General features: G+C 70.7%; 14 protein-coding genes. 9 read left to right on the forward strand and 5 right to left on the reverse strand.

Features of this window, described 5'->3' with window-relative positions; all coding sequences use genetic code 11:
* The first annotated feature begins 292 nt into the window (after positions 1-292).
* From C7416_RS23350 to C7416_RS23390, 9 genes are all read left to right on the forward strand, one after another.
* Positions 293-1276, forward strand: a complete 984-nt coding sequence (locus tag C7416_RS23350) for a tripartite tricarboxylate transporter substrate binding protein (RefSeq protein WP_111521136.1) — start codon at positions 293-295, stop codon at positions 1274-1276.
* Positions 1273-2052 carry an ABC transporter ATP-binding protein gene (locus tag C7416_RS23355; RefSeq protein WP_181461304.1) on the forward strand — a complete coding sequence of 260 codons (780 nt, stop codon included), beginning with the start codon at positions 1273-1275 and terminating at the stop codon, positions 2050-2052. The genes C7416_RS23350 and C7416_RS23355 overlap by 4 nt, the downstream gene beginning before the upstream one ends.
* The gene (locus tag C7416_RS23360; RefSeq protein ID WP_111521137.1) at positions 2049-3068 is read left to right on the forward strand and encodes a PQQ-dependent catabolism-associated beta-propeller protein; all 1020 of its coding nucleotides are present in this window, start codon (positions 2049-2051) and stop codon (positions 3066-3068) included. The genes C7416_RS23355 and C7416_RS23360 overlap by 4 nt, the downstream gene beginning before the upstream one ends.
* Positions 3061-4239 (forward strand): type 1 periplasmic-binding domain-containing protein, encoded by a 1179-nt coding sequence (locus C7416_RS23365; RefSeq protein WP_111521138.1) that lies wholly within the window; start codon positions 3061-3063, stop codon positions 4237-4239. Before C7416_RS23360 ends, C7416_RS23365 begins: the two co-directional genes overlap by 8 nt.
* 4 nt (positions 4240-4243) lie before the next feature.
* A complete protein-coding gene (locus C7416_RS23370) occupies positions 4244-5074 on the forward strand; it encodes an ABC transporter permease (RefSeq protein ID WP_181461305.1) in 831 nt (276 codons plus the stop codon).
* A complete protein-coding gene (locus C7416_RS23375; protein ID WP_111521139.1) occupies positions 5071-5871 on the forward strand; it encodes a quinoprotein dehydrogenase-associated SoxYZ-like carrier in 801 nt (266 codons plus the stop codon). The genes C7416_RS23370 and C7416_RS23375 overlap by 4 nt, the downstream gene beginning before the upstream one ends.
* Positions 5868-6812, forward strand: coding sequence for a quinoprotein relay system zinc metallohydrolase 1 (locus tag C7416_RS23380; protein ID WP_111521140.1), 945 nt, complete (start codon positions 5868-5870; stop codon positions 6810-6812). The genes C7416_RS23375 and C7416_RS23380 overlap by 4 nt, the downstream gene beginning before the upstream one ends.
* A 195-nt stretch (positions 6813-7007) precedes the next feature.
* Positions 7008-8759, forward strand: coding sequence for a PQQ-dependent methanol/ethanol family dehydrogenase (locus C7416_RS23385; RefSeq protein ID WP_111521141.1), 1752 nt, complete (start codon positions 7008-7010; stop codon positions 8757-8759).
* Positions 8760-8829: 70 nt separating this feature from the next.
* Positions 8830-9153 (forward strand): c-type cytochrome, encoded by a 324-nt coding sequence (locus tag C7416_RS23390; protein WP_111521142.1) that lies wholly within the window; start codon positions 8830-8832, stop codon positions 9151-9153.
* Positions 9154-9745: 592 nt separating this feature from the next.
* On the opposite strand, the gene pqqE is transcribed toward C7416_RS23390, so the two are convergent.
* From pqqE to pqqA, 5 genes are all read right to left on the reverse strand, one after another.
* The gene (gene pqqE, locus C7416_RS23395; protein ID WP_111521143.1) at positions 9746-10909 is read right to left on the reverse strand and encodes a pyrroloquinoline quinone biosynthesis protein PqqE; all 1164 of its coding nucleotides are present in this window, start codon (positions 10907-10909) and stop codon (positions 9746-9748) included.
* Complete coding sequence (gene pqqD / locus C7416_RS23400) at positions 10881-11153, reverse strand: pyrroloquinoline quinone biosynthesis peptide chaperone PqqD (RefSeq protein ID WP_012355511.1); 273 nt, start codon at positions 11151-11153, stop codon at positions 10881-10883. Before pqqD ends, pqqE begins: the two co-directional genes overlap by 29 nt.
* Positions 11150-11842 (reverse strand): pyrroloquinoline-quinone synthase PqqC, encoded by a 693-nt coding sequence (gene pqqC, locus C7416_RS23405; RefSeq protein ID WP_111521144.1) that lies wholly within the window; start codon positions 11840-11842, stop codon positions 11150-11152. Before pqqC ends, pqqD begins: the two co-directional genes overlap by 4 nt.
* Positions 11839-12756, reverse strand: a complete 918-nt coding sequence (pqqB, locus tag C7416_RS23410) for a pyrroloquinoline quinone biosynthesis protein PqqB (RefSeq protein WP_111521145.1) — start codon at positions 12754-12756, stop codon at positions 11839-11841. The genes pqqC and pqqB overlap by 4 nt, the downstream gene beginning before the upstream one ends.
* Before the next feature lie 92 nt (positions 12757-12848).
* The gene (gene pqqA, locus C7416_RS23415; RefSeq protein WP_012355514.1) at positions 12849-12923 is read right to left on the reverse strand and encodes a pyrroloquinoline quinone precursor peptide PqqA; all 75 of its coding nucleotides are present in this window, start codon (positions 12921-12923) and stop codon (positions 12849-12851) included.
* Positions 12924-12925 lie beyond the last annotated feature (2 nt).

A 12925-nucleotide genomic window follows, 5' to 3' on the forward strand; every position in this document is an offset into this window, starting at 1 on the left:
CCTGTCGGCAGGGCTTCAGCAGTTTTCGTACCGGGCAGCAGCGTGGGCCTGCGCCCTGTCACAAAACAGGACAGTGGGGCGTTGCCGCCAGCGGACCAGTGTTCCATCACGGCACAGTGCTGCGCGGCTGCCGGCCGACACCCCGCAGCACGCGTCGCTGCGAGGCGGCCGCCGGCAGCCGTGCAGCGCTGGCCCGGCAAGGCGCGCGGGGATGCGGCATGCCATGCTGCATCGCACATGGTATCGGCCTTGCTCTGTCACACCGCATCCCAACCCGGTCCGGTGCCTTGCCATGTTCCGTTGCCTTGCCTGCCTGCTGTCGATGTGCCTCGGCTTGTTGCCGGCGGGCTTCGCGCGGGCCGAGGGCGCAGCCGCCTATCCGTCGCGTCCGGTCACGCTGGTGGTGCCGTGGCCGGCGGGCGGCGCCACCGATATCTCGATGCGCATCCTGGCCGAGCTGGCGGGGCGTGAGCTGGGACAGCCGATCGTGGTGGAGAACCGCCCCGGCGCCGGCGGCACGCTGGTGGGCGGGCTGCTTGCCGCCGCACGGCCGGATGGCTACACCATCGGCCAGCTGCCGCTGACGGTGTACCGGTTCCCGCACCAGCAGAAGACCGCGTGGCAGCCGCTGCGCGACATCCAGCCGGTGCTGATGATCTCGGGCTATACCTTCGGCATCGTGGTGCCCGCCGACAGCCCGTGGCGCTCGCTGCGCGAGTTGATCGCCTGGGGCCGCGCGCATCCGGGCCAGCTGACCGTGGGCTCGACCGGCATCGGCACCACCGCGCACCTGGCGATGGAGGACGTGCTCGGCCGCAGCGGCGTGCGCTACCTGCACGTGCCGTACCACGGCACCGCCGACCAGATGCTGGCGGTGGCCAACGGCTCGCTGATGGCGGGCGTCAATTCCACCGGCTTCGCGCCCTTCGTCGAGGCTGGCAAGCTGCGCCTGCTGGCGGTGTTCAGCGCGCAGCGTTCGGCGCGCTGGCCCGAAGTGCCGACCGTGGCCGAGCTGGGCTTCGCCGACGCGGTCCACAACTCGCCCTACGGCATCGGCGTGCCGCGCGGCACCGATGCGGCCATCGTCAGGCGCCTGCACGACGCGTTCCGCGCCGCCATGCAGCAGCCGCGCCATCTTGCCGAGCTGGCCCGCTACGACCAGGAGCTGACCTACCTTGGCACCGCGCAATACGAAGCCTTCCTGCGCCAGGCCTGGGACACCGAACGCAGCTTTGCCCAGCGTGCGGGCACGGCACGGGCGAAGGAGCAGTTATGAACGCGCTGCCGATGCAGGAAGCGCCGGCGCTTGCTTGCGACGCGGTGCGCAAGGCGTTCGGCGGGCGCGTCGCGCTCGACGGGGTCTCACTGTGCGTGCGGCGCGGCGAGTTCGTGGCGCTGCTGGGGCCCAACGGCGCGGGCAAGACCACGCTGTTCCAGATCCTCAGCGGCCTGTTCGTCGCCGATGCCGGGCAGGTCACGGTGATGGGCTGCGACATGCGGCGCGACCCGGTGCGCGCGCTGGCGCAACTCGGCATCGTGTTCCAGCAGCCCGCCATCGACCTGGACCTGTCGGTGCTGGCCAACCTGCGCTTCCATGCCGACCTGCACGGCCTGCCGCGGCGCGAGGCGGCGCAGCGGAGCGCGCGCCTGCTGCAGGCCTTCGGCCTGGCGCCGCGCGCGCAAGCGCCGGTGCGCGAGCTGTCGGGCGGCAGCCGGCGCAAGGTCGAGCTGGCGCGCGCGCTGCTGCACGAGCCGGCCATGCTGCTGCTCGACGAGCCGACGGTGGGGCTGGACCCGGCCTCGCGCGTGCAGCTGCTGGCGGAGACCCGGCGGCTGGCGCGACACGCCGGCGCCGGCGTGCTGTGGGCCACCCACCTGGTGCAGGAGGTGGAACAGGCCGACCGCGTGATCGTGCTCGATCGCGGCGCGGTTCGCTTCGACGGCACCCCGGCCGCGCTGCTGGGCGTCACCGCGGCCGCGACGCTGGAAGCCGCATTTCTTGCCATGACGCCGTCGGTCATCCGCGCGGCGCAAACGGAGCTCGCTGCATGAAGCCGATGCCATCCCCCGCCTGGCTCGCCGGCGCCTGGCTGCTGGCCACCGCGCTGCTGGTTGCCGCCGGCCTGGCCGAAGGCGCGCAGGATGGCGCCGCGCGCGCCGCCACCGGCCAGGTCTTTGTCTCCAGCGAAAAGGACGACGCGCTGACCGCCTACGCTGCCGGAAGCGGGCAGCAGCTGGCGTCGTGGCGCCAGTGCCGGCGGCCGCGCCACCTGCAGCTGTCGCCGGACCGCGCGCGGCTGTACGTGGCCTGCAGCGACGACCACCGCGTCGACGTGGTCGACGTCGCCACGCGCAAGACCGTGGCGTCGCTGCCGGTCGGCGACGACCCGGAGCTGTTCGACCTGAGCCAGGATGGCCGCACGCTCTACGTGTCGAATGAAGAGGATGCGCTGCTGTCGGCCTACGACACCGGTTCCGGCAAGCGCGTGTTCGCGGTCGGGGTGGGCGAGGAACCGGAGGGCGTCAGGGTCAGCGCGGACGGACGGCAGGTGTACGTGGCCTCCGAGGTCGCCAACCTCGTGCATGTGGTCGACGTCGCTACGCGCAAGGTGGTGCGCAATATCCGCGTCGGCAACCGGCCGCGCCGGCTGCTGCTGGTGCGCGGCGGCAAGGAGCTGTGGGTCTCGAATGAGCTGTCGGCCAGCGTCAGCGTGATCCGCACCGATACGCTGGAGGTGGTCCAGACCATCGCCTTCGCGCCGCGCGGCATGCGCGCCGAGGACGTGACCCCGGTCGGGATGGCGGCGCGCAGCGATGGCAGCCACGCCTATATCGGGCTGGGCCGTGCCAACCATGTCGCGGTGGTGGAGGTGGCGTCGCGCCGTGTGCAGGACTACGTGCTGGTGGGGCGGCGCGCCTGGGGGCTGGCGCTGAGCCGCGACAACGCGCGGCTCTACGTCGCCAACGGGCTGTCCGACGATGTCAGCGTGGTCGACACCGCCAGCCGCAAGGCGGTGGCCACGCTCAAGGCGGGCCGCGTGCCGCATTCGGTGGCGATCGATGATTGAGCGCGCGCTGGCGGTGCTGGCCTTTACGCTTGCGGCGGTGCTGGCGTCGCCACTGCATGCCGCCGAGGTGCGCGTGGCGGTAGTGTCGCTGGCCGACGATGCCCGCCATGCGCCGCGGCGGCTGGCGCAGCGCTATCCCGACCAGCCGCAGGGCAGCGCGCTCGACGCCGCCCGGGTGGCGGCGGCGGAAGCGCGCTTTGCGCTGGAGGCCGCGGGCCAGTCGCTCCGGGTCGAGGCGCAGCAGGCCCGCACCGAAGCCGAGGTGGCCACGCTGGTCGCGGCGCTGGCGCGCCAGGGCACGCGCTTTATCCTGCTGGACCTGCCGCCGGCTTCGGTCCGTGCCGCCGCGGGCGCGGTCCGGCCGGGCGAGGCGCTGCTGTTCAATGTCTCGGCCGACGACGATGCGCTGCGCGGCGCCGGCTGCGCGCCGGTGTTGCTGCATACGCTGCCGAGCCTGCGCATGCGTGCCGACGCGCTGATGCAGTACCTGGCCGCGCGCAAGTGGCGCCGCGCGCTGCTGCTGAGCGGCCCCACGGCGGCCGACGCCGCGCAGCGCGACGCGCTGGTGGGCGCGGCGCGGCGCTTCGGCATCGCCTGGAGCGCGCAGCGCGCGTTCCGGCTGTCCAACGATCCACGCGAGCGCAACCAGGCCAATGTCAGGCTGCTGACCGGCGGCGCGGACTACGACGTGGTGGTGGTGGCCGACACCGACGGCGAGTTCGCGCGCGGCCTGCCCTATGCCACGCAGCTGCCGCGCCCGGTGGTGGGCGCCAGCGGCCTGGGCGCGCAGGCCTGGCACTGGGCCTGGGAGCGCAACGGCGGGCCGCAGCTCAACCGGCGCTTCGCCCGCGCCGCGGGCCGGCCGATGACCGGCTACGACTGGGCCGCCTGGATCGCGGTCAAGGCCATTGCCGAGAGCGTGGTGCGGCAGCCCGCGGGCTTTGCCGCGCAGGCGCAGGCGCTGGCCGCGGGGCAGGTGGTGGTGGACGGCTTCAAGGGCCCGCCGCTGTCGTTCCGGCGCTGGGACCGCCAGCTGCGCCAGCCGCTGATGCTGGCGCACCCCGACGGCGTGATCGGCACCGCGCCGGTCGAAGGCGTGCTGCATCCGAAGAACAACCTCGACACCCTGGGCGCCGACGAAGCCGATACGGCGTGCCGCGCCCCGACCTGACACCATGACCATGCCCGCGACCCTGTCCCCGTCGATGCGCCATCGCTGGCGCGCGCTGCACGCGGTCTGCGGCCGCGAGCTGCGCAAGTACCTGCGCCAGCCCGGGCGGCTGCTGTCGTCGCTGGTGCGCCCGCTGCTGTGGCTGCTGGTGTTCGCCGCGGGCTTCCAGAACGCGCTCGGCGTCGCGATCGCGCCGCCGTACGACAGCTACATCGAATACCAGGTCTATGTCGCGCCCGGGCTGCTGGGCATGATCGCGCTGTTCAACGGCATGCAGTCGTCGCTGGCGATGGTGTACGACCGCGAGATGGGGGTGATGCGGCTGCTGCTGACCGCGCCGCTGCCGCGCGGCTGGCTGCTGGGCTGCAAGCTGGCGGCGGGCACGCTGCTGTCGCTGCTGCAGATGGCCGTGTTCCTGCTGGTGGCGGCGGGCTTCGGCATCCGCTTCGCGCCGCTGCACCTGCTGGCCGGCCTGGGCGCGATGACGTTGGCGGCGCTGATGCTGGGCGCGCTCGGCCTGCTGCTGTCGGTTTATGTGCGCCAGCTGGAGAATTTTGCCGGCACCATGAATTTCGTCATCTTCCCGATGTTCTTCATCAGCTCGGCGCTGTATCCGCTGTGGCGCCTGCAGGAGTCGGGCGCCGAGGCGGTGTACCAGCTGGCGCGGCTGAACCCGTTCACGCATGCGGTCGAGGCGATCCGCTTTGCGCTGTACGGGCAGCTGGCGCCGCAAAGCCTGGCCATCGTCGCGGCCAGCGCGGTGGTTTTTTTCGCGCTGGCGCTGCGCGGCTACGACCCGCAGCGCGGCCTGGCGCGCCGCGGGGCGCCGGCATGACCGGCCGCCGGCAGGGCATGGCGCTGCTGGCGCTGGCATGGCTGGGGCTGGCCGGCGCCACGGTGTCAGCCGCGCCCGGCACCGGTGCCGCGATCATGCACAGCGATCCGATGCAGTCGCCGCAATGGGCCTGGATCCACAAGGAACTGCTGCAGCAGGGCCCGGTGGTGTTCGACAGCCGCGTGCGCGTCACCGGGCCCGCCTTTGCCGAAGACCCCATGCGCGTGCCGATCGCCTTCGACGCGTCGGCGCTGGGCGAGGTCGAGCGCATCGTGGTGGCGGTGGACCGCAACCCGATCCGCCCGGTGCTGGCGTTCGAACCGCTGCGGGTGCGGCCGTCGCTGTCGTTCCGCTTCAAGCTGGAGCAGGCGTCGCCGGTGCGGGTGGCGGCGCGCACGCGCGACGGCACCTGGCATGTCGGCAGCACGTGGGTCGATGCCGGCGGCGGTGGCTGCACTGTGCCCGGGGCTACCCGCCGCGACGGCAGCTGGAGCCGCACGCTCAACCGGGTCGAGGCGCGCGTGTTCCCGGCCCTGGGCGATGCCGGCGCACGCGTGCGGCTGCGTGTAATGCACCCGATGGACACCGGCCTGGTCGCCGGCATCCCGGCGTTCCATCTCGAGACGCTGGTGCTGGCCGACGCGGCGCGGCAGCCGCTGTTGCGGCTGACCTTGCATGAGCCCGTGGCCGAGAACCCGATCTTCTCGTTCGACCTGCGCGAGGCGGTGGTGCCGGGCCTGACCGTGGCCGGCCACGACAACAACGGCAACCGCATCGCGGCGCGGGTGTCGCCATGAAGCGCGTATTGCCGTCGCTGCTGCTGTGGCTGGCCACTGCCGCGGTCCTGGCCGCCCCCGCGCAGCCGCCCGACTACCGCCTGGCGCCGCGCGAGATCGCCGCCGGCGTGTGGCTGCTGGAAGGCGCCAATGCCGACTTCGCGCCGGCCAATGGCTGCAACATCATCAATACCGCCTTCATCGACACCGGCGACGGCGTGGTGGTGATCAACACCGGCCCCTCGCGCGAGTACGGCGAGCAGCAGCGCCGCGCCATCGCCGCGCTGACCGGCGCGCCGGTACGGCTGGTGCTGAACCTGAACCTGCATCCCGACTACTTCTTCGGCAACCAGGCTTATGCCGACGTGGGCGGCAGCGCGCTGCCCGCCACTATCGACGGCGCGCGCCGCGAGGGCGCGGCCTATGCCGACAACCTCTACCGCCTGTGCGGCGACTGGATGCGCGGCACCGAACCCGCGCCGCCGGTGCATGCGCTGGAGGCCGGGCCACGCACGATCGGCCGCCGCACGCTGGAACTGATCCGCCTGCAAGGCCATACCGACGCGGACCTGGTGCTGCTGGACCGGGATGCCGGCATCGTCTTTGCCGGCGGGCTGGTATTCCGCGAGCGCATCCCGACCACGCCGCACGCGCACATCGGGCGCTGGCTCGACAGCCTGGCACGGCTGCAGGCGCTGATGGAGCAGAGCGGGGCGCGCCTGCTGGTGCCCAGCCACGGGCCCGCGCTGGGCGGCACGGAAGCTATCGCGCAGACGCGCGCCTACCTGCAATGGCTCGACACGCGACTGCGCGAGGCGGCGGCGCAGGGACGCGACCTGGCCGAGGTCATGGCCATGCCGGTGCCCGAGCCCTATGCGCGCTGGGGCGCGCTGCCCGCCGAGTATCTGCGCAACGTGATCCATCTCTACCCGGCGCACGAGGAAGCCGCGCTGGCGCGGTGAAGGCACCGATTCTGGCTGTTCAATTCTGGCGCAGCTGCAACGCAGTGTTGCACGCTGGCGCGGGCCGCAACCGTGCGGCGGGCCTGCAGGGCGCGTGATCGGGCCCCGGTCCACTGGCATGGGATTTGCCATTTGCGTGCTGGTGTGTGGCGCAGTGGCGCACCAGCGAAATCGAAAACAAGAGAGGAGATGGCAATGAGGACGATACGAGTTGGACTGGCGGTCGTGGCAATCGCGGCCGCCGCGGCGAGCGTAGCCGCGCAGGCGGCGGTCAGCGACGCCATGATCGAGAACGATGCGAAGTCCCCTGGCGACGTGCTGTCGTGGGGCATGGGCCCGCAGGGCCAGCGCTATTCCACGCTGGCGCGCATCAATACCAAGAACGTGGGCCGGCTGGTGCCGGCGTGGTCGTTCTCGTTCGGCGGCGAAAAGCAGCGCGGGCAGGAATCGCAGCCGCTGATCCACGACGGCAAGATGTTCGTCACCGCTTCGTATTCGCGTATCTACGCGCTCGACGCCAAGACCGGGCGCAAGCTGTGGAAGTACGAGCACCGCCTGCCCGAAGGCATCATGCCGTGCTGCGACGTGGTCAACCGCGGCGCGGCGCTGTACGACAACCTGGTGATCTTCGGCACGCTCGACGCGCAGCTGGTAGCGCTGGACCAGAACAGCGGCAAGGTGGTGTGGAAGGAAAAGCTGGAGGACTACGCGGCCGGCTATTCGTACACGGCCGCGCCGCTGGTGGCCAAGGGCCTGGTGCTGACCGGCATCTCGGGCGGCGAATTCGGCGTGGTCGGCCGCGTCGACGCGCGCGATGCCAGGACCGGGCAGCTGGTGTGGTCGCGGCCGGTGGTCGAAGGCCACATGGGCTACAAGTACGACAAGGACGGCAACAAGACCGAGATCGGCATGACCGGCACCCAGAACGCCAGCTGGCCCGGCGAAACCTGGAAGACCGGCGGCGCGGCCACGTGGCTGGGCGGCACCTATGACCCGGCAACCGGCCTGGCTTACTTCGGCACCGGCAACCCCGGCCCGTGGAACAGCCATATCCGCAAGGGCGACAACCTCTACTCGGCCTCCACCGTGGCGCTCGATCCGGCCACCGGCAAGATCGTCTGGCACTACCAGAACACCCCGAACGACGGCTGGGACTTCGACGGCGTGAACGAGTTCGTCACCTTCGACCTGGACGGCAAGCGCATGGGCGGCAAGGCCGACCGCAACGGCTTCTTCTACGTCAACGATGCCAGCAGCGGCAAGCTGGTCAACGCCTTTCCCTTCGTCAGGAAGATCACCTGGGCCACCGGCATCGACCTGAAGAGCGGCCGCCCCAACTACGTCGCCGAGGGCCGCCCCGGCGACCCGGCCGCCGCCAACGGCGAGAAGAAGGGCAAGTCGGTGTTTGCGGCACCCGGCTTCCTCGGCGGCAAGAACCAGCAGCCGATGGCGTACAGCCCGCAGACGGGCCTGTTCTACGTGCCCGCCAACGAGTGGGGCATGGACATCTGGAACGAGCCCATCAGCTACAAGAAGGGCGCCGCCTTCCTGGGCGCGGGCTTCACCATCCAGCCGCTCAACGATGACTACATCGGCTCGCTGCGCGCGATCAATCCCAAGACCGGCAAGATCGTGTGGGAGGTCAAGAACGGCGCGCCGCTGTGGGGCGGCGCCATGACCACCGCGGGCGGGCTGGTGTTCTGGGGCACGCCGGAAGGCTACCTGAAGGCCGCCGACGCCAAGACCGGCAAGGAGCTGTGGCAGTTCCAGACCGGCAGCGGCGTGGTCGCGCCGCCGGTCACGTGGGAAGAGAACGGCGAGCAGTTCGTCGCGGTGGTCTCGGGCTGGGGCGGCGCGGTGCCGCTGTGGGGCGGCGAGGTCGCCAAGCGCGTGAATTTCCTGGAGCAGGGCGGCTCGGTGTGGGTGTTCAAGCTGCATAAGAGCTGAGCGAAACAACGGCGGCACGGCCCCGCGCGCGCGGGGCACGATCGCCACAGCATCGGATCGGGATACAGGTATGAAGAAAGAATGGATGGCGCTGGCGGCGGTTGGCGCGATGTTGCAGGGCGCGGCGCTGGCCGCCACGGCGGCGGAGATGCAGGCGCTGGCCGACAAGAGCGGCTGCTTTTCCTGCCATGGCATGCAGTCGAAGGTAGTCGGGCCAGGGTTTGCCGAGGTGGCGGCGCGCTACAAGGGCGACAGCCAGGCGGCCGCGTCGCTGGCGAAGAAGATCCGGGAGGGCGGAAAGGGGGCGTGGGGTCGGATCCCCATGCCGCCGCATGGAAATCTGGGAGAAGATGATGCGAAGAAGCTGGCGGAGTGGGTGCTTGGGGTTGGTTGAGCCAGGGAGGTGGGTCAGACTCTGGTCCGTCGCGAGCGTTGGTGGCCGGCGCAAGATTCGCCTGCGGCGGCGGCGCTAACTCGGGGCTGGCTGGTATTGCGGTTGATTGGGTTGTCGTGCTTGGCGGGCGTGGCTGTTTCGCCGGCGTAGCCGGCGACCTACTTCTTGGCCGAGCGCCAAGAAGTAGGCAAGAAACGCGTCGCCTGTGCGGCTGGCAATCAATTCCGCGGCGTTGGTGGTTCGGGCGGTGGTGATTTCCGTTTGGCGTGGGTGCCCGTTCGAACCTGCTAACGCTATGTGAGTCAGGGACAACGCCTCCGATCACCCACTTTTGAACGATCCCAACAGGGTGTAGGCCACCTGCTGCGGACGCTATTGGTGGGACGCCTTCGGCTGCGCTGCGCGCGCTCCCAATCTCAGGTCTTGTGCACTGGCACGGAGTGCGTCGCTGCGCTCGCACGCGCTATCGCTTGCGATGTCTCTGGCTTTTGTTGCCCGCTTGTTTTCTCCCCTCTCCCGCTTGCGGGAGAGGGGCGGGGGAGAGGGCCGGCGCATCCACGAAGTCAACCGCATCTATCCGCGCGGCCCAACCTTATCCCCCGGAATTCCGCGATGAACTCAACCTCAACGAGTTGGCATCACTGCGAAACACCATCGGATACTCGCGCGCTTGCGCCGCCGCCAGCCGCCCCTCGAGCACGATCTCGCGCAGCCGCCCATGCCCCGGCGCCTTGGCGCAGGCGGGGTCGGTCGCGGCGGCATCGCCGGTGACCAGGAAAGCCTGGCAGCGGCAGCCGCCCAGGTCCGCCTCGCTGTGCTCGCACGAGCGGCACGGTTGCGGCATCCACTGCGTGCCGCGAAAGCGGCGGAACGCGTCGCTGTGGTGCCAGATGTCGTGCAGGGTTTCCGTCCTGACGTCGGGCAGCACCAGGTCCGGCAGCATGCGCGCCGCGTGGCACGGCAGCGCGGTGCCGTCCGGCGCCACGCCGAGGAAGGTGGTGCCCCAGCCGTTCATGCATTTCTTGGGCCGCTCCTCGAAATAGTCCGGCACCACGAACAGGATCTGGCATTGCCGGCCGATGCGCGCGCGGTACTGCCGCACGACGGCCTCGGCCTCGCGCAGCTGTTCCTGCGTCGGCATCAGCGCCAGCCGGTTCTCCCAGGCCCAGCCGTAATACTGCGTGTTGGCCAGCTCCAGGTATTCGGCGCCGAGCTGCAAGGCCAGCTCGATGATGGTGCCGACATGCGGCAGGTTGTGCCGGTGCAGCACGCAGTTCATCACCATCGGATAGCCGTGCGCCTTGATCAGCCTCGCCACGCGCTGCTTCAGCTCGAACGTGCGCGTGCTCGACAGGAAGTCATTGAGTTCGCGCGTGGAGTCCTGGAACGACAGCTGGATATGGTCTAGGCCCGCCTCGCGCAGCGCCGCCAGGCGGGCGTCGGTCAGGCCCACGCCGGAGGTGATCAGGTTGGTGTAGAAGCCCAGGCCGCGCGCATGGCGCACCAGCGTCTCCAGGTCCTTGCGCAGCAGCGGCTCGCCGCCGGACAGGCCCAGCTGCACCGCGCCCAGCGCGCGCGCCTGGGTGAACACGTCGCACCACTGCGCGGTGTCCAGCTCCTCCGCATGGCGGGCATAGTCGACCGGATTGGAGCAGAACGCGCAGTGCAGCGGGCAGCGGTAGGTCAGCTCCGCCAGCAGCCACAGCGGCGGGCCGGGCGGCGCCGGCTCAGACCAGCCAGCCGCGTTCGGTGGCATGTTTGACAAAGGCGTGGACCTCCGGCGCGATGCCCTGCACGCCGAAAGCGGCCTGCAGGTCGTCGATCAGCATGTCGAGCGTATGGTTGCCGTCGCAGCGCTGCAGGATCGCGGCGGCGCTGTCGTTGAGCGTGACCATTCCTTCCGGGTACAGCAGCACCCAGCTTTGCTGCGAGTCCTCCCACTGCAGCCGGAAGGTGCGGTGCAGGGTCGGGGTGGCGAGGTCTTGCGTGCCGGCGGTCATGGGTGGGCCTGCTGGATGGCATCGAGCATCGACCACAGCACGTCGAGCTTGAACTGCAGGATGTCGAGGGCGCGCTGCTGTTGCGCGGCGCTGCGGAAATGGTCCAGCGTCACGCGCAGGCCGTGGTCGACGTCGCGCTGCGCCAGCGGGATGCGCGAGCGGAAATAGTCCAGTCCGCCAGCCTCGATCCACGGGTAATGCGTGGGCCAGCCGGCCAGCCGTTCCTGGTGGATCTTCGGCGCGAACATCTCGGTCAGCGACGAGCACACCGCCTCCTGCCACGGCGCGCGGCGCGCGAAGTTGACATAGGCGTCGACGGCGAAGCGCACCCCGGGCAGCACCTGCCGGTGATCCAGCAGCGCGTCGCGTTCCAGGCCGACGGCCTGGCCCAGCCGCAGCCAGGCCTCGATGCCGCCGGGCTCGGTGTCGGTGCCGTCATGGTCGAGGATGCGCACCACCCACTCGCGCCGCGTGGCGCGGTCGGGGCAGTTGGACAGGATCGCGGCATCCTTGAGCGGGATGCTGGCCTGGTAGTAGAAGCGGTTGGCCACCCAGGTGCGGATCTGCGCGGGCGTGCATTGGCCTGCCGCCATGCGCTGGTTGAACGGATGGTGGATGTGGTAGCCGCTTTCGCGGGCGCGCAGGCGCGCCTCGAATTCGGCTGGGCTCCAGGCAACGGTGGCTGTCATAGCGCGATTTCCATGCCGTCGTAGGCGAGCTCGATGCCGTGCCGGGCCAGCTCGGCACGCTCGGGCGAGTCTTCCGCCAGCACCGGATTGGTGTTGTTGATGTGGATGAGGATCTTGCGTTTGGCGGGCAGGCGGTCCAGCACCTCTATCATTCCGCCCGGCCCGGACAGGGCCAGGTGGCCCATGTCAGCGGCGCTGCGCGTGGAGTAGCCCAGCGCCTGCATTTCGTCGTCGCGCCAGAAGGTGCCGTCGACCAGCACCACGTCGGCGCGGCGCAGCTGCGCGAAGACGTGGTCGTCGACCTGGCCCAGCCCGGGCGCATAGAAGGCGCTGCGGCCGCTGCGGCGGTCTTCGATGCGCAGGCCGATGTTGTCGCCGGGCTGAGGCGCGTGCCGCCTGGGCGAGTAGGGCGGCGCCTTGCTTTGCAGCGGGACCGCGGTCAGCGCCACGCCATCGAGCGGCGGCACCGACAACGCGGTGCCGTCGCAGGGCAGCGCGTGGCACTGCAGCCCGCAGTAGTGCGACAGGATGCGCGTCAGCGGAAACGCCCCGGCCAGGTCGTCGAGCACGCTGGCAGTGGCATAGAGCGGCAGCGCGCGGCGGTGCTCGCGCAGCATCAGCAGGCCGGTGACGTGGTCGATCTGCGCATCCATCAGCAGCACCGCGGCGATCGCGGTGTCGCGCCCGGCGCGGGCGGGTTGCAGCGCGGGGGTCTGGCGCAGCTGCTGCAGGATGTCGGGCGAGGCATTGACCAGGATCGCTTCCGGGCCGTCGCCGCACAGCGCGATCGACGATTGCGTGCGTGGGATGGCGCGCACGGTGCCGCGGCGCACGCCGTCGCAGTTGCGGCAATTGCAGTTCCATTGCGGGAAGCCGCCGCCGGCGGCCGATCCCAGTACCCGGATGGTGGTCATGGCGTGACGCTCGTGGGGGGATGACGGCGGCCCCGCGCAGGCGCCATGCCGGCAACCACCGGCCGCGCCTGCCAGCGGCACGCCGCCGCCGGTCAGCGGTTGGCGATATACATGGTGATTTCAAAGCCGAGCCGCAGCTCGGTGTAGGCGGGCGTGGTCCAGGTCATGT

Source organism: Cupriavidus phytorum (assembly GCF_003254285.1).
Lineage (GTDB): Bacteria > Pseudomonadota > Gammaproteobacteria > Burkholderiales > Burkholderiaceae > Cupriavidus > Cupriavidus phytorum.

What these genes read in the sequence shown, in the direction of transcription:
- pqqD (WP_012355511.1), bottom strand. Translation starts at nt 11,153, where the DNA reads ATGACCGCCGGCACGCAAGACCTCGCCACCCCGACCCTGCACCGCACC.
- C7416_RS23385 (WP_111521141.1), top strand. Translation starts at nt 7,008, where the DNA reads ATGAGGACGATACGAGTTGGACTGGCGGTCGTGGCAATCGCGGCCGCC.
- C7416_RS23375 (WP_111521139.1), top strand. Translation starts at nt 5,071, where the DNA reads ATGACCGGCCGCCGGCAGGGCATGGCGCTGCTGGCGCTGGCATGGCTG.
- pqqB (WP_111521145.1), bottom strand. Translation starts at nt 12,756, where the DNA reads ATGACCACCATCCGGGTACTGGGATCGGCCGCCGGCGGCGGCTTCCCG.
- C7416_RS23350 (WP_111521136.1), top strand. Translation starts at nt 293, where the DNA reads ATGTTCCGTTGCCTTGCCTGCCTGCTGTCGATGTGCCTCGGCTTGTTG.
- C7416_RS23365 (WP_111521138.1), top strand. Translation starts at nt 3,061, where the DNA reads ATGATTGAGCGCGCGCTGGCGGTGCTGGCCTTTACGCTTGCGGCGGTG.
- C7416_RS23390 (WP_111521142.1), top strand. Translation starts at nt 8,830, where the DNA reads ATGAAGAAAGAATGGATGGCGCTGGCGGCGGTTGGCGCGATGTTGCAG.
- C7416_RS23360 (WP_111521137.1), top strand. Translation starts at nt 2,049, where the DNA reads ATGAAGCCGATGCCATCCCCCGCCTGGCTCGCCGGCGCCTGGCTGCTG.
- pqqE (WP_111521143.1), bottom strand. Translation starts at nt 10,909, where the DNA reads ATGCCACCGAACGCGGCTGGCTGGTCTGAGCCGGCGCCGCCCGGCCCG.
- pqqC (WP_111521144.1), bottom strand. Translation starts at nt 11,842, where the DNA reads ATGACAGCCACCGTTGCCTGGAGCCCAGCCGAATTCGAGGCGCGCCTG.
- C7416_RS23370 (WP_181461305.1), top strand. Translation starts at nt 4,244, where the DNA reads ATGACCATGCCCGCGACCCTGTCCCCGTCGATGCGCCATCGCTGGCGC.
- C7416_RS23355 (WP_181461304.1), top strand. Translation starts at nt 1,273, where the DNA reads ATGAACGCGCTGCCGATGCAGGAAGCGCCGGCGCTTGCTTGCGACGCG.
- C7416_RS23380 (WP_111521140.1), top strand. Translation starts at nt 5,868, where the DNA reads ATGAAGCGCGTATTGCCGTCGCTGCTGCTGTGGCTGGCCACTGCCGCG.